The 24,024-nt window shown below is 54.0% G+C and carries 22 protein-coding genes and 1 riboswitch; of the genes, 14 read left to right on the forward strand and 8 right to left on the reverse strand.

The annotated features are described in order from the left end of the window. Positions 1-68: 68 nt before the first annotated feature. A complete protein-coding gene (rpsU, locus tag ACMHLI_RS16220) occupies positions 69-284 on the reverse strand; it encodes a 30S ribosomal protein S21 (RefSeq protein ID WP_001144069.1) in 216 nt (71 codons plus the stop codon). A gap of 330 nt (positions 285-614) precedes the next feature. Here rpsU and tsaD point away from each other — a divergent pair, with 330 nt between their 5' ends. After that, the gene (tsaD, locus tag ACMHLI_RS16225; RefSeq protein ID WP_413530352.1) at positions 615-1,628 is read left to right on the forward strand and encodes a tRNA (adenosine(37)-N6)-threonylcarbamoyltransferase complex transferase subunit TsaD; all 1,014 of its coding nucleotides are present in this window, start codon (positions 615-617) and stop codon (positions 1,626-1,628) included. A gap of 64 nt (positions 1,629-1,692) precedes the next feature. Here the strand turns inward: tsaD and plsY are convergent, their stop codons facing one another. Then, positions 1,693-2,322 (reverse strand): glycerol-3-phosphate 1-O-acyltransferase PlsY, encoded by a 630-nt coding sequence (plsY, locus tag ACMHLI_RS16230; protein WP_413530353.1) that lies wholly within the window; start codon positions 2,320-2,322, stop codon positions 1,693-1,695. 107 nt (positions 2,323-2,429) lie between these two features. Between plsY and folB the strand changes: the two genes are divergently transcribed. Together folB and bacA are read left to right on the forward strand one after the other, a co-directional pair. Next, positions 2,430-2,786: a bifunctional dihydroneopterin aldolase/7,8-dihydroneopterin epimerase gene (folB, locus tag ACMHLI_RS16235; protein ID WP_213051928.1), complete on the forward strand. Its 357-nt coding sequence runs from the start codon at positions 2,430-2,432 to the stop codon at positions 2,784-2,786. Positions 2,787-2,973: 187 nt separating this feature from the next. After that, on the forward strand, positions 2,974-3,798 hold the full coding sequence (bacA, locus tag ACMHLI_RS16240) for an undecaprenyl-diphosphate phosphatase (RefSeq protein WP_413530415.1): 825 nt from the start codon (positions 2,974-2,976) through the stop codon (positions 3,796-3,798). 71 nt (positions 3,799-3,869) lie between these two features. Here the strand turns inward: bacA and ACMHLI_RS16245 are convergent, their stop codons facing one another. Next, positions 3,870-5,105: a multifunctional CCA addition/repair protein gene (locus ACMHLI_RS16245; protein ID WP_413530354.1), complete on the reverse strand. Its 1,236-nt coding sequence runs from the start codon at positions 5,103-5,105 to the stop codon at positions 3,870-3,872. Between the two features lie 177 nt (positions 5,106-5,282). Continuing rightward, positions 5,283-5,903, reverse strand: a complete 621-nt coding sequence (locus ACMHLI_RS16250) for a TIGR04211 family SH3 domain-containing protein (RefSeq protein WP_112164647.1) — start codon at positions 5,901-5,903, stop codon at positions 5,283-5,285. 264 nt (positions 5,904-6,167) lie between these two features. On the opposite strand from ACMHLI_RS16250, the gene ACMHLI_RS16255 reads away from it, so the two are divergent. The 4 genes from ACMHLI_RS16255 to yjeH all read left to right on the forward strand — a co-directional run bounded on the left by ACMHLI_RS16255 (position 6,168) and on the right by yjeH (position 13,220). Beyond that, the gene (locus ACMHLI_RS16255; protein WP_413530355.1) at positions 6,168-7,475 is read left to right on the forward strand and encodes a CYTH domain-containing protein; all 1,308 of its coding nucleotides are present in this window, start codon (positions 6,168-6,170) and stop codon (positions 7,473-7,475) included. Between the two features lie 57 nt (positions 7,476-7,532). Further along, positions 7,533-10,370, forward strand: coding sequence for a bifunctional [glutamate--ammonia ligase]-adenylyl-L-tyrosine phosphorylase/[glutamate--ammonia-ligase] adenylyltransferase (gene glnE, locus ACMHLI_RS16260; RefSeq protein WP_413530356.1), 2,838 nt, complete (start codon positions 7,533-7,535; stop codon positions 10,368-10,370). Between the two features lie 75 nt (positions 10,371-10,445). Continuing rightward, complete coding sequence (hldE, locus tag ACMHLI_RS16265; protein WP_413530357.1) at positions 10,446-11,873, forward strand: bifunctional D-glycero-beta-D-manno-heptose-7-phosphate kinase/D-glycero-beta-D-manno-heptose 1-phosphate adenylyltransferase HldE; 1,428 nt, start codon at positions 10,446-10,448, stop codon at positions 11,871-11,873. A 96-nt stretch (positions 11,874-11,969) separates the two neighbouring features. Beyond that, a complete protein-coding gene (yjeH, locus tag ACMHLI_RS16270) occupies positions 11,970-13,220 on the forward strand; it encodes an L-methionine/branched-chain amino acid transporter (protein WP_413530358.1) in 1,251 nt (416 codons plus the stop codon). Positions 13,221-13,287: 67 nt separating this feature from the next. On the opposite strand, the gene ubiK is transcribed toward yjeH, so the two are convergent. Next, a complete protein-coding gene (ubiK, locus tag ACMHLI_RS16275; protein ID WP_413530359.1) occupies positions 13,288-13,560 on the reverse strand; it encodes a ubiquinone biosynthesis accessory factor UbiK in 273 nt (90 codons plus the stop codon). 132 nt (positions 13,561-13,692) lie between these two features. Then, a riboswitch (FMN riboswitch) is annotated at positions 13,693-13,868 on the forward strand. Positions 13,869-14,001: 133 nt separating this feature from the next. Between ubiK and ribB the strand changes: the two genes are divergently transcribed. Both ribB and ygiD read left to right on the forward strand, forming a co-directional pair. Then, positions 14,002-14,655 carry a 3,4-dihydroxy-2-butanone-4-phosphate synthase gene (gene ribB / locus ACMHLI_RS16280; protein ID WP_413530360.1) on the forward strand — a complete coding sequence of 218 codons (654 nt, stop codon included), beginning with the start codon at positions 14,002-14,004 and terminating at the stop codon, positions 14,653-14,655. Positions 14,656-14,905: 250 nt separating this feature from the next. Beyond that, positions 14,906-15,694: a 4,5-DOPA dioxygenase extradiol gene (gene ygiD / locus ACMHLI_RS16285; protein ID WP_413530416.1), complete on the forward strand. Its 789-nt coding sequence runs from the start codon at positions 14,906-14,908 to the stop codon at positions 15,692-15,694. 51 nt (positions 15,695-15,745) lie between these two features. Here ygiD and ACMHLI_RS16290 read toward each other — a convergent pair whose 3' ends face one another. The 3 genes from ACMHLI_RS16290 to tolC all read right to left on the reverse strand — a co-directional run bounded on the left by ACMHLI_RS16290 (position 15,746) and on the right by tolC (position 19,271). Then, positions 15,746-16,906, reverse strand: a complete 1,161-nt coding sequence (locus ACMHLI_RS16290; protein WP_413530361.1) for a glutathionylspermidine synthase family protein — start codon at positions 16,904-16,906, stop codon at positions 15,746-15,748. Between the two features lie 7 nt (positions 16,907-16,913). Next, a complete protein-coding gene (locus ACMHLI_RS16295) occupies positions 16,914-17,582 on the reverse strand; it encodes a DUF1190 family protein (RefSeq protein ID WP_413530362.1) in 669 nt (222 codons plus the stop codon). A 195-nt stretch (positions 17,583-17,777) separates the two neighbouring features. Further along, entirely contained in the window at positions 17,778-19,271 is a 1,494-nt protein-coding gene (tolC, locus tag ACMHLI_RS16300) for an outer membrane channel protein TolC (protein ID WP_413530363.1), read from the reverse strand. 233 nt (positions 19,272-19,504) lie between these two features. Between tolC and nudF the strand changes: the two genes are divergently transcribed. The 5 genes from nudF to parE all read left to right on the forward strand — a co-directional run bounded on the left by nudF (position 19,505) and on the right by parE (position 24,011). Continuing rightward, positions 19,505-20,140, forward strand: coding sequence for an ADP-ribose diphosphatase (gene nudF / locus ACMHLI_RS16305; protein WP_413530364.1), 636 nt, complete (start codon positions 19,505-19,507; stop codon positions 20,138-20,140). Continuing rightward, positions 20,137-20,562, forward strand: coding sequence for a DUF1249 family protein (locus ACMHLI_RS16310; protein WP_120133194.1), 426 nt, complete (start codon positions 20,137-20,139; stop codon positions 20,560-20,562). Before nudF ends, ACMHLI_RS16310 begins: the two co-directional genes overlap by 4 nt. Positions 20,563-20,589: 27 nt before the next feature. Then, positions 20,590-21,420, forward strand: coding sequence for a 3',5'-cyclic-AMP phosphodiesterase (cpdA, locus tag ACMHLI_RS16315; RefSeq protein WP_413530365.1), 831 nt, complete (start codon positions 20,590-20,592; stop codon positions 21,418-21,420). Further along, on the forward strand, positions 21,417-21,998 hold the full coding sequence (gene yqiA / locus ACMHLI_RS16320; RefSeq protein ID WP_413530366.1) for an esterase YqiA: 582 nt from the start codon (positions 21,417-21,419) through the stop codon (positions 21,996-21,998). The genes cpdA and yqiA overlap by 4 nt, the downstream gene beginning before the upstream one ends. Before the next feature lie 117 nt (positions 21,999-22,115). Next, positions 22,116-24,011: a DNA topoisomerase IV subunit B gene (gene parE / locus ACMHLI_RS16325; protein WP_413530367.1), complete on the forward strand. Its 1,896-nt coding sequence runs from the start codon at positions 22,116-22,118 to the stop codon at positions 24,009-24,011. Positions 24,012-24,024 lie beyond the last annotated feature (13 nt).

The following is a 24,024-nucleotide window of genomic DNA, read 5'->3' on the forward strand; positions in this document are numbered from 1 at the left end:
GTATGCTACTACGCAGTCTGCGCGTTCTTAATATTGCAAATCACGCGATTTGGGGTTGCCCCCGAAGATTAATACAGACGAGTGCGACGTGCGTTTTCGCGAGCCAGTTTCTTGGCGTGGCGTTTTACTGCAGATGCTTTAGCGCGTTTACGTTCTGTAGTCGGTTTTTCATAGAACTCACGACGACGAACTTCGGCTAATACACCTGCTTTTTCGCAGGAACGTTTGAAGCGACGCAGAGCTACGTCGAACGGCTCGTTTTCACGTACTTTAATTACAGGCATGTGCCTCTCACCTCGATAAAATCGGTTTGTTTGCTGATGTTGTACCAGCACATTTCAAAATGGTGCGGAATTTTACTCCAATTCGCGTCGCCTTGTAAAGCATAACGGCAAATTGAAACGGGTGCTCTTTGCAACCCTTCTGCAACATTGTGCGCTCGCTTTTGCGTCGGGCGGCGATTATATACCAATCAACCCAAATTGCTCGACATTAATTGGTCGTAACGATGATTAGTAAAGTGGCAGGAATTCCAACGCCGTTGCAGCGCCTGCGGGCGCTTGTGTGCTAAACTGCGCGCCGCGAGTGAGCGCCAAACAATGATGGAAAGAGTGATGCGAGTACTGGGTATTGAAACGTCCTGCGATGAAACCGGAATTGCAGTTTATGACAGCGAAGCCGGTTTGTTGGCTAACCAACTGTATAGTCAGGTAAAACTACATGCAGATTACGGCGGAGTGGTGCCAGAACTGGCTTCACGTGACCACGTTCGTAAAACAATACCCCTGATTCAGGCCGCGCTTAAAGAAGCCGGGCTGAGCGCACAGGATATCGACGGCGTGGCTTATACCGCAGGTCCTGGCCTGGTCGGCGCGTTGCTGGTCGGGGCCACGATAGGCCGCTCTCTGGCGTTTGCCTGGGATGTTCCTGCGGTACCTGTTCACCACATGGAAGGGCATCTGCTGGCACCTATGCTGGAAGATAACCCTCCTGATTTTCCGTTCGTCGCGTTGTTGGTTTCCGGCGGTCACACGCAATTAATCAGTGTCACCGGCATCGGTGAATACACTCTGCTTGGCGAATCCATTGATGATGCCGCCGGTGAAGCCTTCGATAAAACGGCCAAATTATTAGGGCTGGATTATCCGGGCGGCCCGTTGCTGTCGAAAATGGCCTCACAGGGCGTGGCAGGGCGGTTTACGTTCCCGCGTCCGATGACCGATCGTCCGGGGCTGGATTTCAGTTTCTCGGGCCTGAAAACGTTTGCGGCGAACACCATTCGTGGCAATGACAGTGACGCACAAACGCATGCGGACATTGCGCGCGCATTCGAAGATGCGGTTGTGGATACGCTGGCGATCAAGTGCAAACGCGCACTGGATCAGACCGGTTTTAAACGGCTGGTGATGGCCGGTGGCGTTAGCGCCAACCGCACGTTGCGGGCAAAATTAGCCGAAATGATGACCAAGCGTGGCGGCGAAGTTTTCTACGCCCGTCCTGAGTTCTGCACCGATAATGGCGCGATGATCGCTTATGCGGGCATGGTGCGGCTGAAAACCGGTGCGACTGCCGATTTAGGTGTCACCGTCCGTCCCCGCTGGCCGCTGGCTGAGTTGCCGCCCGTCTGAGCCGGATGGATACAAACAAAAAACGACCTTCAATGAGGTCGTTTTTTTTGTCTGAAATCTGGCGTTACTCGTCTTTATCTTCTTTTTCAGCTTTACGTTTCTTCTTCAGCTTATCCCAGATTTTCCCTTCCTGACCCCGCCACAACCGCTGGATATTGTCATGGTGACGCAACAAGATAAGGCAGGAAAGCATAGCTACCGGGAAGGTGAATTCGGGTTTGAACCACCAGACGTAAAACGGGGCGATCAGCGCGCTGACGATCGCACCCAGCGACGAGTAGCCGCTTAGCAGTACTGTCAGCAGCCATGTGCCGGTCATCAGGCCAGTTAAGTCCCAGCCGATAGGCGCGATAGCACCGAATGCTGTCGCCACGCCCTTGCCGCCTTTAAAGCGGAAGAAGACCGGGTAGATATGGCCGAGGCAGGCCGCGATAGCGGTAAGGCCAAGGTACATCGGCGGAATGTTGAGAAGATAAGCCAGCCAGACCGGCAGCATCCCTTTGAGTACATCAAAGATCAGGACTGCCGCCGCGGCAAGACGTCCACCCAGGCGCAACACGTTAGTCGCGCCTGGATTGCATGAACCCGCCGTACGCGGATCAGGCAAACGGGCTACCCGGCAGACCAGAATCGCACTGGAAATCGAGCCGCAAAGGTAGGCGAAAATAATCATTCCAAGCGCGGTAGCACTCATAAAGCCGTTCCGTCTAATAAGGGTCGTTTTAATCGCAACATACATGGATAATACGCATTTTCTGCTGGAAGTGGTATCCGGCTTGGCCAAAAACAGAGAATCGCGTGATGGATATCGTATTTATTGAGCAACTAAATGTAATCACTACTATTGGTGCCTACGATTGGGAACAGACCATTAAACAGAAACTGGTGTTCGATATCGAACTGGCGTGGGATAACCGCAAGTCGGCTTCCAGCGATGATGTGAATGACTGTTTAAGTTATGCGGATGTCAGTGATGCCGTCATTGAGCACGTCTCCACGCAGAATTTTGCGCTGGTTGAGCGGGTGGCGGAAGAAGTGGCAACGCTGCTTCTGGCGCGTTTTAATTCGCCATGGGTGCGGATCAAGCTCAGCAAGCCCGGCGCCGTGGCGCAGGCTGCCAACGTTGGAGTGATCATTGAGCGCGGCCAACGTTTTTAATTTCTATAATGGATAGAATTCAGAATCAGCTTGTCTATTGATTGTCATAAAGAAGCATTACAAGTAGAAGCCGGCTCGCCGGTTACGCTTGATTGAAGCGACTCAGCATGATGTCGCTTTTTTATTGTCTGTTTTGCAGCATATTTTGCCCGCATGCGGGCCACTATGAGGGTTGGGTAAACTAATGATCGCTGAAAATCATTCTTTGCTGGTTGCCGTAATTATGGGAGTGGTGGAAGGGCTGACCGAGTTTTTACCGGTTTCCTCCACCGGGCATATGATCATCGTGGGTAACCTTTTAGGGTTCACCGGAGATAAAGCCAAATCGTTCGAAGTGATCATCCAGTTGGGCTCTATTCTGGCGGTCGTGGTGATGTTCTGGCGTCGTTTATTCGGCATGCTTGGCCTGCATTTTGGCAAACCACCGGTTCATGAAGGCACGGGAACCCGCCGTCTGAACTTACTGCACATTATTCTGGGCATGATCCCTGCGACGGTGTTGGGTTTGCTGCTACATTCGCAGATAAAATCGCTTTTCGAGCCGAAAAACGTAATGTATGCGCTGGTAGTCGGGGGCTTTTTACTGATCGCCGCCGAGTTGCTAAAACCGAAAAAACCACGCGCAGAAGGTCTGGATGACATGACCTATACGCAGGCCTTCCTGATTGGGATGTTCCAGTGTCTGGCGTTATGGCCGGGATTCTCGCGTTCCGGAGCGACGATCGGTGGTGGGATGTTGCTGGGCGTCAGCCGTTTTGCTGCGTCTGAATTCTCTTTCCTGTTAGCCGTGCCGATGATGCTGGGTGCCACAGCGCTGGATCTTTATAAAAGCTACAGCTTTTTAAGTATGGCCGATCTGCCGATGTTCGCGACCGGTTTCATCACCGCGTTCATCGTCGCGTTGTTTGCTATCAAAACCTTCCTGGCCGTGATTAAGCGTATCTCGTTTATTCCGTTCGCGATTTATCGTTTCTTCGTCGCGCTGGCAGTCTACTTCGTCTTTATTGCCTGATTTTCAGCATTTCAAGACCAAAAAAAGCCCCGACGGGAAACCGTGCGGGGCTTTTTTAGCACTCGTCCTGATCAGAGAACGGGATCCTGCATTGTCTTCCATTCGGCCAAAGCCTGCGTCCGACGTTTTTTCAGCTCATCACGGATTTCGATCCCCTGAAAACCGTCATCCAGCACTTCTTTGTTGGAAATACTGCTGGCGATAGTAAAGGCTTCACGCAGGAAATCGCCCTGCGGGTACGGATTATCTTCAAACGTTGTGCGTCCACGCGCATCGGCTTCGCTGGTCATGATCATTTGCTCAAGGCGCTGCGGTTTGCGCCACACATCAATGGTATCAAACAGTTTGAGCAGGGTTTCCGGGCGCAATTTATTCACGGTGTGGATAAGGTCATGGAATTCTGCCACCAGTTTCGCCAGGTCACGAATATGCGTCGGGACTTTCAGTCGCTGGCAGATATTTTCTACCAGCTTAACGCCGGCCGGGCCGTGACCGTGATGGTGTGGCCAATATTGCGGCGGCGTCAGGCCTTTGCCCAAATCGTGGCACAGTGCTGAGAAACGCACGTCAACGTCAGGAGAGAGCTGGCTGGCGATTTTCAGCGTCATCAGCGTGTGAATGCCCGTATCGATTTCCGGATGCCATTTCTCTGGCGCAGGTACGCCAAACAGCGCATTAACTTCCGGGAACAGCACTTTCAGCGCGCCACAGTCGCGTAGTACCTGGAAGTACACCTGCGGATCCTGAGTCTGCAACGCCTTTTCAGTTTCTTTCCACACGCGTTCTGGCGTCAGTGCTTCCAGTTCGCCGCTTTCCGCCATCTGCTGCATGAGCGTCTGCGTTTCTGCTGCAACGGTGAAACCCAGATGCGCAAAGCGTGCGGCGAAACGCGCAACGCGCAGAACGCGCAGCGGATCTTCACCAAAGGCATCAGAAACATGGCGTAACTGGCGTTTTTCGATATCGCGCTGACCGTGATAAGGATCGATTAACTGGCCATCCGCACTTTTGGCAATGGCGTTGATGGTGAGATCACGACGCATCAGATCTTGCTCTAACGTGACGTCCGGCGCGGCGTAACAGGTAAAACCGTTATAGCCGGAACCTGATTTGCGTTCCGTTCTGGCCAGCGCATATTCATCGCGGCTGACCGGATGCACGAACACCGGGAAATCTTTACCGACCTGTTGATAGCCGTTTTCCAGCATATATTCAGGTGTCGCGCCCACGACCACCCAATCGTATTCAGACACAGGCAGGTTTAATAAACTGTCTCGGACTGCGCCGCCGACCAGGTAAATCTCCACGCGATAACTCCTGAAATATGGCTCATGAAGCGCACCGTGGCGCCAAAGCAGGGATGGGTTCTGTCTTCATCATAGCAAAGTTGCGCTACGGATTTCCCGATTGATGCAAACACGAAAAGGCACCGAAGTGCCTTAAGGTTAAAATCCAAACAGGAAAGGTGTGACGGAATTAACCGGTCAGCTCATCCAGCGGTCTTTTTTCTTACGACGTGGGATGAGGTGTGGGAGCAGCAGGCCGAGAACCAGACCCACACCCGCGACACCGCCACCGTACATAAACCACTGTAAAATAATGGTGCGCTGTTTGTCGTCGAGCTGGACGTTTACCGCGTTAACTTTCTTCTCCGCGATGATCTTCTGGTTTTTCAACTCCTGATTTTCTTTCTTCAGGGCGTTGATGATGCTGTCGCTGGAGGCGACTTTACTCTGCATTTCCGCTGTGCGCTGGTTCCAGCTGGAATCAATGTTCGTCAGCTTGTCGGTCAGCGTTTTGACTTGCTTCTCGAGATCGGGAACGCGGGTACGGATACTCGGTAAATTGCTCAGCTGGTCGAGAGGGATCCAGGCGGTTTTCCCTTTCGAGTCAATGATTTCACCGTATTTAGTGCTGTCGTTGACACTGCGCAGGGTGACTTCATCACCGGCATTCAGGGTGCCAACAATGCGATACTGATTACCCGGACCGCTATGGATATAGGTGATCAAATCGTCGGAAATGTAGCGCTTCTCATCGGCATGAGCGCCCCAAGTGATGCTTAAGCCAAGCAAAGCGAAACCAATCAGGCGTAATTTATGCATTATTTCATCGTTTCTTTGTGAATTTAGGGAACGTGAAGTGTGGATCCGTTTTATCAGGATACGTCTTCCAGCGACCGCGGTTTTGGGCGTTCGCGTTAATTTGGTGACCGATAGTAAGGGCAACAGTGTGACGACGCAATGCATAAACCGGAATGAGAACTATCTTACAATCCCGCAACATGCGGCTTGCGCGCTGTCCTTATGGTAGAATTCAGGCGACGCGTTTATCCCTTTTGGCAGCAAAGAATCGGTGTGAAAACCCTTATGACCGTAGAAATAGAATTAAAATTTATCGCCACCCCGGCCGCAATTGCCGAGTTACCGGCACAGCTCGCTCGATTTACCAGCGAGCACACCGCGCCTTCGAAACTGACCAACATCTATTTTGAGACTGCGGAAAACTATTTACGTTCGCATGACATCGGTCTGCGTATCCGTGGTTTTGACGATCAGTACGAAATGACCATTAAAACCGGCGGGAAAGTGGTAGGTGGTTTGCACCAGCGTCCGGAATATAACGTTGAGCTGAAAAAGCCAGTGCTTAAGCTCAGCGCTTTCCCGAAAGATATCTGGCCGGAAGGTTGCAAAGTGGCGGCGCTGCAAAAAGCCTTAGCGCCGTTATTCCGCACCGATTTCACCCGTGAGAAGTGGGTGATCACTTACGGGGAAAGCGAGATTGAACTGGGTCTGGATCAGGGCGAAGTGGTTGCCGGTGAGTTGTCCGAACCGCTGGCTGAAATCGAACTTGAGCTGAAAAAAGGCAACACCGTGGATTTGCTGGCGCTGGCCGCTGAAATCGGCGAGCACGGTGGTTTACGCCAGGGCGGATTCAGCAAAGCCGCACGCGGTTATCATCTGGCGAAAGGCAATCCGCTGCGTGAAATCAAACCATTACCCATCTACAAAGCGCAACCAAAAGCCACCGTTGAGCAGGCGATGGCCGGGATGTTCGAGCTGGCGCTCGATCACTGGCAGTACCATGAAGAGTTGTGGGTGCGCGGCGACAAACTGGCGCGCCCGGTGGTCTTACAGGCGGTTGAAACCGTGCGTCAGATTTTGGTGCTGTTTGGCGGGCTGGTGCCACGTAAAGCCTCCTCTGAGTTGCGCACGTTGCTGACCGATCTGGTGCCGGTACTGGAACAGAAATCTGCCGATGGGCAAGACGTCTCCTTCAGCGCGACCTATCTGAAAAGTAAGTTAGTGCTCACATCATGGCTGACCACGTCAGGCTGGACGCCGTTCATCGATGATAAATCGGCGAAGAAACTGGAAGGCTCCTTCAAGCGCTTCTCTGACATCATGCTTGGCCGTACCGCTGCCGATCTGAAAGAGGCCTTTGCACAGCCGCTGACCGAAGAAGGTTATCGCGACCAGCTGGCGCGTCTGAAGCGTCAGATCATCACCTTCCATTTGCTGTCGGGTGCCTATCCTGAACGCGACGTCGCTGACTATCTGGCGGGCTGGACGGAGCTGCAACAGGCGATTATCCAGAAGCAACTGGCGCTGGAGGATTCCGCCCGTTCCCATGCGGTGATGATGGATGCGTTCTGGTTAAACGGCCAGCCACGTTAATTGACTGATAAGCCTGGGCTCATTGCCCGGGCTTTTTTTTGCAAGGAATCTGATTTCATGTTGCCACTTTCTCCTGTTTTGCAAAGCCACGCCGAGAGTTTGCTTGAGCAATGGCGTGAACATCCTGAACCACTGCCGCTTCCCGACCAGGATCAGCTGGCGGTGCTGGCGAGCAGTCAGTTTGTGACCGACAGCCTGCTGGCATTTCCGCAGTGGTGGCATGAAATCGTAGAAAATCCGCCACAGGCGCAGGAATGGCAATTTTACCGCCAGTGGCTGGAGGCTGCGCTGGAAAGTGTGACCGATGAGAACGGGCTCATGAAGGCGCTGCGGCTGTTCCGACGCCGGACGCTGACCCGCATTGCGTGGTCACAGTCGGCGCAAACCAGCGAAGCACAGGATACGTTACAGCAGCTGAGTGAACTGGCGGAATTGCTGATCGTCAGCGCCCGTGACTGGCTGTATGAGGCCTGCTGCCGCGAGTTCGGTACGCCCGTCAACGAAACCGGTGAACCGCAACGTATGCTGATCCTCGGAATGGGCAAACTCGGCGGCGGCGAACTGAATTTCTCGTCTGATATCGACCTGATTTTTGCGTATCCGGAAAACGGCCAGACCCGTGGTGGCCGCCGTGAACTGGAGAATTCACAGTTTTTCCTGCGTCTCGGTCAGCGGTTGATCAAAGCGCTGGATCAGCCGACGCTGGACGGCTTTGTCTACCGCGTCGATATGCGACTGCGGCCGTTCGGCGACAGCGGCCCGCTGGTGATGAGCTTCCCGGCGCTGGAAGATTATTATCAGGAACAGGGGCGCGACTGGGAACGCTACGCGATGGTCAAAGCGCGGCTGATGGGCGGCGCGGAAGACATCAGCAGTCAGGAACTGCGCAAGATGCTGAAGCCTTTTGTATTCCGCCGTTACATCGATTTCAGCGTGATCCAGTCCCTGCGCAATATGAAAGGGATGATCGCCCGCGAAGTCCGCCGCCGGGGTTTGAGAGACAACATCAAGCTGGGCGCGGGGGGGATCCGCGAAATTGAATTTATCGTGCAGGTTTTCCAATTGATCCGCGGCGGGCGAGAGCCTGCGCTGCAACAACGCGCTTTGCTGCCGACCTTGCAGGCGCTGGAAAAACTCGGGCTGCTGCCTGTCGAACAAGTGATGCAACTGCGCGCCAGCTATCTGTTCCTGCGTCGTCTTGAAAATCTGCTGCAGGCTATCGGCGACGAGCAAACGCAAACGCTGCCTGCAGACGAGTTGAATCAGGCGCGTCTGGCGTGGGGCATGAATTTCAATGACTGGCCGCAGCTGCTTGACGCAGTGAATGCTCACATGCAAGCCGTGCGTGCCGTGTTTAACGATCTGATTGGTGATGACACGCCGGATACCGAGGACGATCAGCAGCAGTCATCCTTCAGCAGTTTATGGAGTGATTCACTGGAGCCGTCCGAGCTGGCACCCTGGGTGCCGCAGCTGGACGAGGGTGCGCAGCGGCATATTTTGCAACAAATCGGCGAATTTCGCCGGGACGTTGATAAACGCACCATCGGGCCGCGCGGTCGCGATCAGCTGGATTTGCTGATGCCCCGCCTGCTGGCGCAGGTTTGCACCTATAAAAATGCTGATGTGACTTTGCAGCGCCTGATGCAGCTGTTGCTGAACATCGTCACGCGCACGACCTACATTGAGCTGCTGGTGGAATATCCGGGTGCGCTTAAACAGCTTATCCGCCTGTGTGCCGCCTCGCCGATGGTCGCTTCACAGCTGGCGCGTCATCCGTTATTGCTTGATGAACTCCTCGATTCACGCACGCTTTATCATCCGATTGAGCCGGGCGCTTACCGCGACGAACTGCGCCAGTACCTGATGCGCGTGCCGACGGAAGATGAAGAACAGCAGCTTGAAGCCGTCCGCCAGTTCAAACAGGCGCAACATCTGCGTATCGCCGCTGGGGATATTTCCGGGGCGCTGCCGGTGATGAAAGTCAGCGATCACTTAACCTATCTGGCCGAAGCAATACTGGACGTGGTTGTTCAGCAGGCCTGGGATCAGATGGTTGTGCGTTACGGTCAGCCGACGCATCTTGCGCAGCGTGAAGGGCGCGGGTTTGCGGTGGTTGGATATGGAAAACTGGGCGGTTGGGAACTGGGATACAGCTCCGATCTGGATCTGGTATTCCTGCTCGACTGTGCACCGGAGGTGATGACCGACGGCGAGCGCAGTATCGACGGGCGACAATTTTATCTACGACTGGCGCAGCGCATCATGCATTTATTCAGCACGCGTACGGCTTCCGGCATTCTGTACGAGGTTGATCCGCGCCTGCGCCCTTCCGGCGCGTCCGGTATGCTGGTCAGCACTATTGAAGCCTTCGCTGACTATCAGGCGAATGAGGCCTGGACCTGGGAACATCAGGCGCTGGTGCGCGCGCGCGTCGTGTACGGCGATCCGCAGCTGGCACAGCAGTTTAACGCCACGCGCCACGATATTCTCTGCCGCGAGCGCGAGGGCGACGAGTTGCGCAAAGAAGTCCGCGAGATGCGCGAAAAAATGTACGCGCATCTCGGCAGCAAAAAATCTGCCGAGTTTGATTTGAAAGCCGATCCGGGTGGCATCACTGATATTGAATTCATTGCACAATATCTGGTCCTGCGGTTTGCGCATGAAAAGCCGAAACTAACGCGCTGGTCGGATAACGTGCGAATTTTCGAACTGATGGCGCAAAACGACATCATGCCGGAGGAAGAAGCGCGGGATCTGACCCACGCTTATGTCACGTTGCGCGATGAAATCCATCACCTTGCATTGCAGGAACACAGCGGCAAAGTGGCAGCAGGCAGCTTTGCAACGGAACGTGAGCAAATCCGCGCCAGCTGGGCGAAATGGCTCGGCTGAGGGTTTTTATTCGGGGTGTGATATTATCCGCCGCACTCTTTTTATGTCTGGTTTTACCTGTTTTGGAGTCTTGGGATGAAAGTGACTTTGCCTGATTTTCACCGTGCCGGCGTGCTGGTGGTCGGTGACGTAATGTTAGACCGCTACTGGTATGGCCCGACCAACCGTATTTCACCGGAAGCACCCGTGCCGGTGGTCAAGGTGAATACCATCGAAGAACGGCCAGGCGGCGCGGCTAACGTGGCGATGAATATTTCGTCCCTCGGTGCTTCTTCCCGTCTGATCGGTCTGACCGGCGTGGACGATGCGGCTCGCGCACTGAGCGAACGTCTGGCGGAAGTGAAGGTTCACTGCGATTTCGTGGCATTGCCGACGCATCCGACCATCACCAAGCTGCGTATTTTGTCGCGTAACCAGCAACTGATCCGCCTCGACTTCGAAGAAGGTTTCGAAGGCGTCGATCTGCAACCGATGCTGACTAAAATCGAGCAGGCTCTGCCGGAAAGCGGGGCGCTGGTGCTGTCAGATTATGCCAAGGGCGCGCTGACTGAAGTGCAGAAGATGATCCAGCTGGCGCGCAAAGCGGGCGTTCCTGTTTTGGTTGATCCAAAAGGATCTGACTTTGAACGCTATCGCGGTGCGACGTTGCTGACACCTAACTTGTCAGAATTCGAAGCCGTGGTCGGCCGCTGTAAGAATGAAGACGAACTGGTCGCGCGTGGTATGCAGCTGATTGCTGATTTTGAGCTGTCTGCGCTGCTGGTGACCCGTTCCGAACACGGTATGACGCTGTTGCAGCCGGGCAAAGAGCCGCTGCATCTGCCGACCCAGGCGCAGGAAGTGTATGACGTAACCGGTGCCGGTGACACGGTGATCGGCACGCTGGCGGCTGCGCTGGCGGCAGGGAATACGCTGGAAGAATCCTGCTTCCTGGCCAACGCCGCCGCAGGTGTGGTGGTCGGTAAGCTCGGCACATCCACCGTGTCTCCGGTCGAACTGGAAAACGCCATCGGTGGCCGTTCGGACGTCGGTTTCGGCGTAATGACGGAAGAACAGTTAAAAGCGGCTGTGGCGATGGCGCGTCAGCGCGGCGAGAAAGTGGTGATGACCAACGGCATCTTCGACATTCTGCACGCCGGGCACGTTTCCTATCTGGCGAACGCCCGTAAACTCGGCGATCGTCTGATCGTCGCAGTGAACAGCGACGCGTCCACCAAACGTCTGAAAGGCGAAACCCGTCCGGTTAATGCGCTGCAAAACCGTATGATCGTGCTGGGTGCACTAGGCGCCGTGGACTGGGTGGTCTCATTTGAAGAAGATACCCCGCAGCGCCTGATCGCCGGGATCTTGCCGGATCTGCTGGTCAAAGGCGGAGACTACAAACCGGAGCAAATCGCCGGTTGTGATGAAGTCTGGGCCAACGGCGGCGAAGTCCGCGTGCTGAACTTTGAAGACGGGTTGTCTACGACCAAGATCATCAATCAGATCAAAGCGCAGGACTGATTCTGTCCTCCGCGGACTGACCGAAGGGCTTATCTGATAAGCCCTTTTTCTTTATCGAAATTTCAATTCAGAACCCAAAACGGAAGTGACTCTGTTGTGAGCGGATTAAAACAGGAACTCAGTCTGGCGCAGGGCGTCGGTTTGCTTTCCACCTCATTGCTCGGCACCGGTGTATTCGCGGTGCCCGCGCTGGCGGCGCAGCTGGCGCAAAACGACAGCCTGTGGGCGTGGCCGGTGCTTATTCTGCTGGTGTTTCCGATAGCCATCGGCTTCGCTGCACTCGGGAGACATTTTCCCAGCGCGGGCGGGGCGGCCCATTTTGTGGGTAAAGCCTTCGGGCCGCACATGGCACGCGTGACCGGCTGGTTGTTTTTATCGGTGATCCCGGTTGGTTTACCTGCTGCGTTGCACATCGCCGCCGGCTTCTGGCAGGCAGCATTTGGCTGGAGCAGCGAAAATCTGCTGCTGGTTCAGCTTGGTACGCTTTTGGTGATCTGGTTCCTTGGCACGCGCAGCGCGGGTTCGAGCGCCAATATTCAGACGCTGATTGCGGCTCTGGTGATTGCTCTGGTCATCGCCATCTGGTGGAAAGGCGATATTACGCTGCCGGAAATTCCGTTGCCGGCCATTCGGGATATTTCGCCATCAAACCTGTTTGATGCGCTGGCTGTGATGTTTTGGTGCTTCGTCGGGCTGGAAGCGTTCGCCCATCTGGCGACAGAATTTCGTAACCCGGAACGGGATTTTCCGCGTGCTTTACTCATCGGTATGCTGGTTGCCGGAGCCGTCTACTGGGGCTGTACCGTGGCGGTGCTGAAATTCCATGCGTGGGGAGAAGGGCGGGAAGCGGGCGCATCACTGCCGGGTATTGTGGTGCAGCTGTTCGGGCAAAAAGCGTTGTGGGTGGCCTGCATCATTGGCTATCTGGCCTGCTTCGCCAGCGTAAATATTTATACTCAAAGCTTCGCGCGGCTGGTGTGGTCGCAGGCGCAGCTCAAGCCGCAAAGCAGGCTGGCGCAGCTGTCCTCAGAGCGGGTGCCGGTTGCCGCACTGAATCTGGTCGTCGGTTGCTGCGTGCTGTTCACGCTGCTGATTTACTGGCTCCATCTGCCACTTGGTGCGCTGATCACTTACGCCAATGGGATCTTCATCCTGATCTATCTGCTGTGCATGCTTGCCGGGGCGCGGATCCTCAAAGGCCGTTCGAGGTGGATGGCGATGCTCGGCGCGGTATTGTGCTGCGTATTGCTGGCAATGGTGGGCTGGAAAGCCGCGTACGCGCTGATGGTGTTTGCCGCGCTCTGGCTACTTTTACCGCGTGCTAAAACGGTGCTTCACACACGGTAACTGTCTGAGAGCGAGACATAAAAAAGGCCTGCTGAGCAGGCCTTTATCGTTTCTGACGAGCGGAAAATCAGACCGGGTCTTGCGATTTTTCGGCGTCGGTCAGTTTACTTTCCAGTGCGGCCAGACGTTGTTCCAGCGCGGTCAGTTTTTCGCGGGTGCGCAGTAAAACCTGAGTCTGCACGTCAAACTCTTCGCGATTGACTAAATCCATACGGCTGAACTGTGCCTGCAATACCTGACGGATTTTCTTCTCGGCATCTTCACCAAATTCGCGGATCCCTTTCGGCATAGACTCGTGAACCTGGCGGGCAATTTGTTCAATTTTTTTCGGGTCAATCATGTTATTTCCTTTTCTCGAAGGAGGTGCTTTTGCTTAGTGTAATCGCAGATGACGTTTCTATAAACCTTCCGGGGCACTAATTGGCCAATCCGCAGGATTGCTCTGGTCATTTATTGGCGTTATAGTTGATTTGCTTATTCTCAGGGCGGGGTGAAAGTCCCCACCGGCGGTAAACCACAGAATATCGGAAGGATCTTAATCCCTTCCACGTGGAAGCCCGCGAGCGCTCAATCCTTCGGGATTAGAGGTCAGCAGATCCGGTGTAATTCCGGGGCCGACGGTTAAAGTCCGGATGGGAGAGAGTAACGATTCAAGCCGGACAAAATTTGTCCGCTGCGTTATTTTTTATAACTGTAGCACGCCATCAGGCCGCTGCAGCTAGCCTCCTCAAGACGCCCTGATTCTGGTAATCCACATACAGAACATGAGGTTATTTTTACCATGAATCAGACCCTACTTTCCGAATTCGGTACACCTGCTGAACGTGTTGAGCGTGCTATTGACGCCATTCGTAACGGCGTTGGTGTGATGGTGCTGGATGACGAAGATCGTGAAAACGAAGGCGATTTAATCTTTGCCGCCGAAAACATGACCGTTGCACAAATGGCGCTGACTATTCGCCACGGCAGCGGCATCGTGTGTCTCACCATGAACGAAGACAGCCGTAAAAAGCTCGACCTGCCGATGATGGTGGAGAACAACTCCAGTCAGTTCCAGACGCCTTTCACCGTGACCATTGAAGCGGCTGAAGGCGTAACCACCGGCGTTTCTGCCGCTGACCGTATCACCACCATCCGCACCGCGATTAAAGACGGCGTGAAACCTTCTGACCTGAGCCGTCCGGGGCACATCTTCCCGCTGCGCGCACAGGCGGGCGGCGTGCTTACCCGTGGTGGTCACACTGAAGCATCCATCGATCTGGTGACGCTGGCCGGCCTCAAACCTTTCGGCGTGCTGTGCGAGCTGACCAACGACGACGGCAGCATGGCACACGCGCCAGAAGCCATTGTTTTTGCGAAACAACACAATATGCCGGTAGTGACCATTGCCGATCTGGTGGAATATCGCCAGGCGCAGACCCGTCAGGCCAGTTAACTGTTGGCGGTATTGTGTAGAAAAGGTCGCTTATGCGGCCTTTTTGCTTTTTATTGCTGATTTTTGTCTGAACGAATGCTGTTAATAAAATCCAGCCAGACTGCCTTTGATTTTTCCCTTCAAATTTATTGAACATCTCCTTCATGGTTATGCGGCTGTAACCCGTACTGAAAAAGAGTACCGTATTTTCATTACGCGGCAGTCCGCTGGTGAGCGCCGCTCTCTTTTATTTTGCGGTAAGGAATTTATGATGACGACTCAACGTATGCCCGCACTTTTCTTAGGCCACGGCAGCCCGATGAACGTGCTGGAAGACAATATCTACACCCGTGCCTGGCATACGCTGGGCGAAACATTACCCCGGCCAAAAGCGATTCTGGCGGTGTCAGCCCACTGGTTTACCCGTGGGACGGCGGTGACGGCGATGGAAAATCCGCGCACTATTCATGACTTCGGCGGTTTCCCGCAGGCGTTGTTCGACAAGCGCTATCCGGCACCGGGTTCGCCCGCGCTGGCAAAACGCGTGCAGGAGTTGCTCAGCCCGGTGAGTGTGCTGGCGGATACCAGTGAATGGGGCTTTGACCACGGCACCTGGGGCGTACTGATTAAGATGTATCCTGACGCCGATATCCCGGTAGTTCAGCTGAGTATTGACGGCACACAGCCGCCGGAATATCACTTCGAGCTTGGCAGAAAACTGGCCGCGCTGCGTGATGAGGGTGTGATGATTGTCGCCAGCGGCAACGTGGTGCATAACCTGCGGATGGTGAAATGGGACGGTAACGGCGAGCCTTATCCGTGGGCGATCACGTTCGATCAATATGTGAAAGATAATCTGAGCTGGAAGGGCGACACGAAGGATCATCCGCTGGTGAACTTTATGGATCACGAAGGCGGTGCGCTTTCTAATCCGTCACCGGATCATTATCTTCCGCTGTTGTATGTGCTGGGGGCGTGGGACGGCGTTGAGCCGGTGACTCAGCCGACCGAGGGGCTGGTGATGGGATCGCTCTCAATGCTTTCAGTGCAGGTGGGCTGAATCGGAAAATAAAAAGGATAATGATTTTTTCATTATCCTTTCTTACGCTTTTTAGCCGACGATGGTGTGCGGATAGAAACGTGACAGATCCTGAGTGATCAGCGCCTTGTCTTCGCGGATGCCGATCCCGCAAGGCTGATCGTTCACCAGCCAGCTGCCGATCAACACATAGCTGCCGTCAAAAACCGGAAGCGGGTGGAACTGCTGCACAATCATGCCTTCCGCGCCGTACGGGCCTTCCACGCTCGCGACTTCCTGACCTTTCTCGATCACCTTAATATTTGCGCCTTCGCGGGAAAACAGCGGTTTCACCACATAATGATCCAGTTCCGGATGCGCATCATCTGCGAAGTATGCCGGTAACAGATTCGGGTGATCCGGGAACATATCCCACAGCAACGGCAGTAAGGCTTTATTCGAGAGAATGGCTTTCCAGGCCGGTTCCAGCCAGCGCACACCGGCATCTTCCAGCTTGGTGGCGAAGATTTCGCGGAACATAAACTCCCACGGATACAGCTTAAACAGGTTGGAAATCACCTGATCCTGAGGATCGGTAAACTGGCCGCGTTCGCCCAGACCGATCTCTTCGATATACAGAAACTCGCTGGCCAGTTCCGCTTCCAGCGCACAGTCTTGCAAATATTGCACGGTGCCGCGATCTTCTTCGGTGTCCTGACAGCAGGCGATGTGCAGCAGTGAAAAACCGTGTTGATTTTTCAGCCCGGCAAAACGCTCAATCAGCTTTTCCTGCAAACTGTTGTACTGATCGGCATCCTGCGGCAGGTTACCGGCCGCGATTTGGTCTTCAAGCCACAGCCATTGGAAGAACGCCGCTTCGTACAATGAGGTCGGCGTATCGGCGTTGTTTTCCAGAAGCTTTGGCGGATTGACACCGTCGTAAGCGAGATCCAACCGAGAATACAGCGAAGGTTGCTGGGTACGCCACGAACTGCGGACAAATTCCCAGACATGTTTTGGGATCTGGAATTTGGCCATCAGCGCATCGTCACCCACCACGCGTTCGACCACTTTTAAACACATCTGGTGGATGTCGGCGGTAGCGTCCTCGATCTCTTCGATCTGCGCCAGCGTGAACTGATAATAAGCATCTTCACACCAGTAGGGTTCGCCATACATGGTGTGAAAATTGAAGCCAAATTCCGTGGCTTTTTCGCGCCAGTCCGGGCGCTCGGTGATCGGTAAACGTTTCATGTGCGTCTTAGCCACCCATGCTGCGGCCAGCACTGCGCGGAGCGGCAGTTGAGTTGCGTTGCATTGACGTTTGTTTCGCTACGCTTTCGCCAAAGCCGCCACGGGTGATGGTTTTAGTGACAGCAGGTTTCGGTGCCATCGCGGTTTTCGGCACGTTCATGGTACGGCCGCCCGCAGTTGCCGGGCCGTAGTTTTTACCTGTCGCATCGACGAATTTGCCGTTCGCCGGGCTGGCCGGGTTTTTAGAGCTGAAAAGTGGCTGCTGCGCGTAAGCGCCGCCGCTCATCATGCGGCCCATCATGTAACCCGCCATCAGCGGCATCCACATGCTGCCGCTGCTCTGGCCTTCGGCAGAAGCCACACCGGACTGCGCTGGCGTCTGCGTACACTGGCCTTCGCCGAATTCGGCAATACAGTCTTCACGTGAGGCGTATTTCGGTGCGGTTTTTTCGGCGTCTTTCTTCGCTGCATCATAGGCTGCGACGCATTGCGCGCTGCCAGACGGATTCGCTTTAGAGCAGTCGTCTGCGTTCTGATACAAAGACACCGTTTCATCGGTTTTCTCACAGCCTGACAGCATGAATACAGCGCCGACAGCCAGTGCGACAGGAGTGATTCGAGCGCTACGCCATGATTTACGGAAGGTAGCGAGGTTGACGTGTTGTGTCCGTTTCATCGTTCTTATCCCATATACAGGGCTTTTTGCCCTTTCCCAGTAGGGCTTAAGGATAGGGGAAACAGGGTGATTGTTAAAGCAGCGCAGGTCAATTGTTACCAGACTTTACAGAGGGACGTGACCAAGGCAAAAAAAAGCAGCCTTTTCAGGCTGCTTTAGGGATTTACGCTCAACAAAAATGGCGACTTTTCAGGATCAGTTCTGGAAAGGATTGCCGCTTTTTTTGGTGGTATTGGTGGTGGTTGTTGCGCTGGCTCTTTCAGTGCGTGGCGCCGCTGCCTGCGTGCCGTCACTGTTATAACCGTCCGCCGCAGCATCCTGGTTTGGCGTTTCAGGCGCTACCTGATCCGGTGCCGTCGGAACCGGTTTACCCAGCGCACCATTGAGTGCCAGAAGATCACTTTCGTTCAGTGTTCCCAGCGCTGATTTGATGTTCAGCTGGTTAATCAGATAGGTATAGCGCGCACTGGAAAGCTGTTGCTTGGCGTTGTACAGCGTGGTGGTCGCGTCCAGCACATCAACGATAGTACGGGTACCGACCTGGTAACCGGCTTCCATCGCATCCAAAGAACTTTGCGCAGAGACAACGGCTTGTTTGTAAGCGTTGATACTGCTGATGGACGCAGAGATATTGTTGAACGAAGAACGTACGGTCTGCACTACGCTGCGGTGCGCGCTTTCAAGCTGCTCGCTGGCGCCTACAAAGTTGTACTGAGCCTGTTTCACCTGAGAGGTGACAGAACCGCCGCTGTACAGTGGCAGGGAGAAGCTCAGGCCAATTTTGTTCTGGCCTGCATCGGCATCCTGATAGCTGGATGCGCCACCGGTTTTGTCGCCGTTGTACTTGGTGTTGCTGATGCCGGTAGAGGCAGTCAGATCCACGGTCGGCATGTGGCCGGTTTCAGCATAACGGATTTGTTCACGAGCTAAATCTTGTGACAGACGCGCAGACAGCAAGCTCAGGTTGCGGCTTTCTGCTTCTTTCAACAGTGTGGCGACCGGCTGCGGACGCGTGGTGTTGAAGTTGTCGACGTTCAGGGAAGACAGCTGCGGATAATAAGTGCCGGTCACCTGACGCAGGGATTCCAGTGCGTTATCCAGGTTATTGCGCGCAGTGACTTCATTAGCCAGCACAGTATCGTATTGTGAACGGGCGTTCTGCACGTCAGTGATAGCCACCAGACCCACGTTAAAACGCTGAGTGGTTTGATCTAACTGGCGATAAATAGCCTGTTTCTGCGCTTCGGTATAGGAGAGTGAATCGATTGCACTCAATACGTTAAAATAAGCTGTTGCAGAATTGAGGATCAAAGACTGTTGATCAGTCTGATAAGACACGTCCTGAATACCTGCGGTTTTTTCCTGCAGGGTCAGCGCGCGCCATTTTGACATATCAAAAAGGGTCTGCGTTAATTGCAGGCTGGCACTGCCAACATTGCTGTTTACGCCATTTGCATCGCGGTAGCCATTGGTATAACCATAATCCGCACCCAATCCAAGTTGCGGTAATAAAGGACTGCGGCTTTCGTTAATTTTTTCGAATGCGGCATCCCGGTCAGCAGCTGATTTACGCAGGTCCGGGTTACTCGTCCTGGCTTGCTGATAGACCTGCATCAGGTTTTCGGCCTGGCTCATCGCACTAAAGCCGCCCAGGCTGAGTCCGATGAGAAGGGGGAGCAGTTTCTTCATTTGCATTCCTTGTTGTGCAGCAATGTTGTTATGTATGGTGAGGCAGTCAAATACTCGAATAGACGCGGATTCTAGCAGAGTCAGGCTAAAGGGGCGGTTGGCTTAACGTGCCTTCCCAACTGAATGAGCCTAAATCTATCACAAACAACCTTGATTATTATTAACGCATTTTCATCAAATTGACCTCAAAAGGCGATAATTTACCTTTGTGAGGTATTAAAGGATAACGCTCCATGTCTTCATTCAACAATTCACCGGTAAGTTTCGGCAAAGATGATGTAGAAATTATTGCACGTGAGACACGATATAAAGGTTTTTTTTCTATTATTGCATATCGGTTTCGCCATCGTTTGTTTAATGGAGAAATGAGCGGCGAGGTGGTACGTGAAGTTTTTGAACGCGGGCATGCGGCCGTGTTATTACCTTATGATCCTAAGCGGGATGAGGTGGTGTTGATCGAACAGATCCGCATCCCATGTATTGATTCCAGTGATACCCCATGGCTTCTGGAGATGGTCGCCGGTATCATTGAAGAGGGCGAAACGGTAGAAGAAGTCGCCCGCCGCGAAGCGCTGGAAGAAGCGAACATTGTGGTGAAACGTTGCAAACCGGTGCTGAATTATCTTGCGAGCCCCGGTGGTACCAGCGAACGTCTCTCCATTATGGTCGGTGAAGTCGACGCCACCACGGCAGAAGGAATTCACGGTCTGGAAGCAGAGAATGAAGACATCCGGGTACACGTTGTGAGCCGCGAAAAGGCTTACCGCTGGGTGGAAGAAGGAGCGATAGACAATGCGGCGTCAGTGATTGCTCTGCAATGGCTGCAACTGCACTATGAATCCCTGAGAAAAGAGTGGGCCAACGAATGATTAAGCGCTATACCCCTGATTTCCCTGAAATGATGAGATTGTGTGAAACTAATTTCGCACAGTTGCGCCGTTTAATGCCGCGCACAGATGAGCCTGGCGAAACAGTGACATATCAGGTGAGTAGCGCCACGTATCGCCTGACGATCCTTGAATCGACGCGCTATACGTCACTGGTAGAAATCAAGCAAACCGCACCTGCGGTCAGTTACTGGAGTTTACCGTCGCTGACGGTTCGCCTTTATCACGATGCGATGGTGGCGGAAGTGTGTGCAAGTCAGCAGATCTTTCGCTTCAAAGCACGCTATGATTATCCTAATAAAAAGTTGCATCAGCGTGATGAAAAGCATCAAATTAACCAGTTCCTTGCGGACTGGCTGCGTTATTGCCTTGCGCACGGAGCGATGGCAATTCCGGTTTGTTAGACAGACTTCAATAACAAAGGAAACGATTTGGAAAGCCTGTTTAAACTGCCTTTGGTAAATGGGGCCAAAGTCAGAGTTCTACAGATTACCGATACCCATCTTTTTGCCGGTGAAGATGAAACGTTGTTGGGCGTGAATACGTTTAACAGCTATCGCGCTGTGCTGGACGCTATCAAGGCGCAGCAGCGCGAAGTCGATATCATCGCGGCGACGGGGGATTTGGCTCAGGATCAGTCGGTGGCGGCATACCATCAGTTTTGCCGTGGCATCAGTGAACTGCCTGCGCCTTGTGTCTGGCTTCCCGGAAACCATGATTTCCAGCCTGCCATGTTTGACACCTTGCGTGACGCCGGGATCAACCCGTCGAAGCATGTACTGCTCGGCGATCGCTGGCAAATCATTCTGCTCGATACGCAGGTGTTTGGCGTGCCGCACGGTGAGCTGAGTGAATATCAGCTGGAGTGGATGGAGCGCTGTCTGAAGGCTTATCCGGATCGCTTTACCCTGCTGATGCTGCATCACCATCCGTTACCGTCGGGTTGTACCTGGCTCGATCAGCACAGTCTGCGCAACGCGCACATGCTGGCGAATACGCTGTTGAAATATCCGAAAGTGAATACGCTGCTGTGTGGCCATATTCATCAGGAACTGGATCTCGACTGGTATGGCCGTCGCCTCTACGCCACCCCATCGACCTGCGTTCAGTTCAAACCGCACTGCACCAATTTCACCATTGATACCGTTGCGCCGGGCTGGCGTTATCTGGATTTATATCCGGATGGCCGCGTAGAAACGCAGGTATTCCGTCTCGAATCCACCGAGTTTCACCCGGATACGGAATCGGACGGCTACGAATGAACACCCTATTGTACCTGCATGGATTTAACAGCTCTCCCGACTCGGCCAAAGCGACATTGCTGAAAAACTGGCTGGCGGAACATCATCCGCATATCGACATGGTGGTGCCGCAGTTGCCGCCGTATCCGTCCGAGGCCGCCGAGTTGCTGGAAAGTCTGGTGATCCAAAAAGCCGGTAAAAAGTTGGGCATTGTAGGGTCGTCGCTGGGCGGATATTACGCCACGTGGTTATCGCAGTGTTTTGCCGTACCGGCGGTAGTGGTGAACCCGGCAGTCAAGCCGTATGAGCTGCTGATCGACTTTCTCGGGCAAAACGAGAACCCCTACACCGGCCAGCAATATGTGTTAGAGTCACGCCACGTTTACGATCTGAAAGTGATGCAGATCGAACCGCTGGAGTCGCCGGATTTACTCTGGTTATTACAGCAAACGGGCGATGAAATTCTCGATTACCGTCAGGCTGTGGCATATTACACCACCTGTCGTCAGACGGTTGAACCCGAGGGAAATCATGCATTTGTCGGCTTTGAGCGCTATTTTTCGCCGATTGTCGATTTCCTCGAACTGGCCGCAGACTAACATCGCAGGGTGACGTTTCTCCCCGGATGTAGAGCGTCTGCTTGCTGCCAGTGATTTTCCTCCCGCCCACATACTGTATCGTTAGCCCACAAACCTATGAGCCACGAATAATCAACGATGAGCCAATCTACTTATAACGCGGATTCCATAGAGGTCCTCAGCGGACTCGAACCGGTGCGCCGCCGTCCGGGCATGTACACCGATACCACCCGGCCAAACCACCTCGGCCAGGAAGTGATTGATAACAGCGTGGATGAGGCATTAGCCGGCCACGCTAAACGTATCGAAGTCATTCTGCACGAAGACCAGTCTCTTGAAGTCATCGATGATGGCCGTGGAATGCCGGTGGATATCCACGCGGAAGAAGGCGTGCCTGCCGTCGAACTGATTTTCTGCCGTCTGCACGCGGGCGGTAAATTCTCTAACAAAAACTACCAGTTCTCCGGCGGCCTGCATGGCGTCGGGATTTCGGTAGTCAATGCCTTATCCAGACGCGTCGAAGTGGCGGTAAAACGCGGCGGCGAAGTGTATGAGATGGCGTTTGAAAACGGCGATAAAGTCGAAGATCTGCACGTCACCGGCACCTGTGGAAAACGCAATACCGGCACCAGCGTTCACTTCTGGCCAGACGTCAGCTTCTTCGACAGCCCGCGTTTTTCGGTCAGCCGCCTCAGCCATTTGCTGAAAGCCAAAGCCGTACTGTGCCCCGGTGCTGAGATCATCTTCAAAGATAAGGTGAATAACACCGAACAACGCTGGTGTTATGAAGACGGGCTGACCGACTACCTGATGGAAGCGGTCAACGGCCTCATCACCTTGCCGGAAAAAGCCTTTGTCGGTGCATTTGCCGGTGATATCGAAGCGGTAGACTGGGCGCTGCTGTGGCTGCCGGAAGGCGGCGAACTGCTGACCGAAAGCTACGTCAACCTGATCCCAACCATGCAGGGCGGTACACACGTCAACGGCCTGCGTCAGGGGTTGCTCGATGCGATGCGCGAGTTCTGTGAATTCCGCAACATTTTGCCGCGTGGCGTAAAGCTTTCTGCGGAAGATATCTGGGAACGCTGCGCTTATGTGCTCTCAGTGAAAATGCAGGATCCGCAATTCGCCGGTCAGACCAAAGAGCGTCTCTCTTCACGTCAGTGCGCCGCGTTCGTCTCCGGCGTGGTGAAAGATGCCTTCAGCCTGTGGCTGAACCAGAACGTCCATGCGGCAGAACAGCTGGCGGAACTGTGTATTTCCAGCGCTCAGCGCCGTTTGCGCGCAGCGAAGAAAGTGGTACGTAAGAAGCTGACCAGCGGCCCTGCGCTGCCGGGGAAACTGGCGGACTGTACGTCGCAGGATCTGAACATGACCGAACTGTTCCTGGTGGAAGGGGATTCCGCAGGCGGCTCGGCCAAACAGGCGCGCGACCGTGAATATCAGGCGATCATGCCGCTCAAGGGTAAGATCCTCAATACGTGGGAAGTCTCTTCCGATGAAGTCCTTGCGTCGCAGGAAGTACACGATATTTCCGTGGCAATTGGTATCGATCCGGACAGCGAAGACCTGACGCAGCTGCGTTACGGCAAAGTCTGTATTCTTGCGGATGCGGATTCCGACGGCTTACACATCGCCACGCTGCTGTGCGCACTGTTTGTCCGTCACTTCCGATCTCTGGTGCGCGGCGGCCACGTGTATGTCGCTATGCCACCTCTTTACCGTATCGATCTGGGCAAAGAAGTGTTCTATGCGCTGGATGAGCAGGAAAAAGAAGGCGTACTGGATCAGCTCAAACGCAAGAAGGGTAAGCCGAACGTCCAGCGCTTTAAAGGGCTGGGTGAGATGAACCCATTGCAGCTGCGCGAAACCACGCTTGATCCGAATACCCGTCGTCTGGTTCAGCTGACCATCGATGAGAATGATATCGACCAGACGCTGCGCATGATGGATATGCTGCTGGCGAAGAAACGGTCTGAAGATCGCCGTAACTGGTTACAGGAAAAAGGCGATACTGCCGAACTGGACGTCTGATCCCCTCAGATTG

It is taken from the genome of Rahnella inusitata (assembly GCF_965118895.1).
Lineage (GTDB): Bacteria > Pseudomonadota > Gammaproteobacteria > Enterobacterales > Enterobacteriaceae > Rahnella > Rahnella inusitata_A.

Excerpts from the sequence above, each read along its gene's own strand:
- ygiD (WP_413530416.1), top strand. The coding sequence starts at position 14,906 with ATGACGACTCAACGTATGCCCGCACTTTTCTTAGGCCACGGCAGCCCG.
- folB (WP_213051928.1), top strand. The coding sequence starts at position 2,430 with ATGGATATCGTATTTATTGAGCAACTAAATGTAATCACTACTATTGGT.
- ACMHLI_RS16295 (WP_413530362.1), bottom strand. The coding sequence starts at position 17,582 with ATGAAACGGACACAACACGTCAACCTCGCTACCTTCCGTAAATCATGG.
- tsaD (WP_413530352.1), top strand. The coding sequence starts at position 615 with ATGCGAGTACTGGGTATTGAAACGTCCTGCGATGAAACCGGAATTGCA.
- ribB (WP_413530360.1), top strand. The coding sequence starts at position 14,002 with ATGAATCAGACCCTACTTTCCGAATTCGGTACACCTGCTGAACGTGTT.
- ACMHLI_RS16250 (WP_112164647.1), bottom strand. The coding sequence starts at position 5,903 with ATGCATAAATTACGCCTGATTGGTTTCGCTTTGCTTGGCTTAAGCATC.
- parE (WP_413530367.1), top strand. The coding sequence starts at position 22,116 with ATGAGCCAATCTACTTATAACGCGGATTCCATAGAGGTCCTCAGCGGA.
- ACMHLI_RS16310 (WP_120133194.1), top strand. The coding sequence starts at position 20,137 with ATGATTAAGCGCTATACCCCTGATTTCCCTGAAATGATGAGATTGTGT.
- rpsU (WP_001144069.1), bottom strand. The coding sequence starts at position 284 with ATGCCTGTAATTAAAGTACGTGAAAACGAGCCGTTCGACGTAGCTCTG.
- tolC (WP_413530363.1), bottom strand. The coding sequence starts at position 19,271 with ATGAAGAAACTGCTCCCCCTTCTCATCGGACTCAGCCTGGGCGGCTTT.
- glnE (WP_413530356.1), top strand. The coding sequence starts at position 7,533 with ATGTTGCCACTTTCTCCTGTTTTGCAAAGCCACGCCGAGAGTTTGCTT.
- ACMHLI_RS16290 (WP_413530361.1), bottom strand. The coding sequence starts at position 16,906 with ATGAAACGTTTACCGATCACCGAGCGCCCGGACTGGCGCGAAAAAGCC.
- hldE (WP_413530357.1), top strand. The coding sequence starts at position 10,446 with ATGAAAGTGACTTTGCCTGATTTTCACCGTGCCGGCGTGCTGGTGGTC.
- plsY (WP_413530353.1), bottom strand. The coding sequence starts at position 2,322 with ATGAGTGCTACCGCGCTTGGAATGATTATTTTCGCCTACCTTTGCGGC.
- ubiK (WP_413530359.1), bottom strand. The coding sequence starts at position 13,560 with ATGATTGACCCGAAAAAAATTGAACAAATTGCCCGCCAGGTTCACGAG.
- nudF (WP_413530364.1), top strand. The coding sequence starts at position 19,505 with ATGTCTTCATTCAACAATTCACCGGTAAGTTTCGGCAAAGATGATGTA.
- yqiA (WP_413530366.1), top strand. The coding sequence starts at position 21,417 with ATGAACACCCTATTGTACCTGCATGGATTTAACAGCTCTCCCGACTCG.
- ACMHLI_RS16255 (WP_413530355.1), top strand. The coding sequence starts at position 6,168 with ATGACCGTAGAAATAGAATTAAAATTTATCGCCACCCCGGCCGCAATT.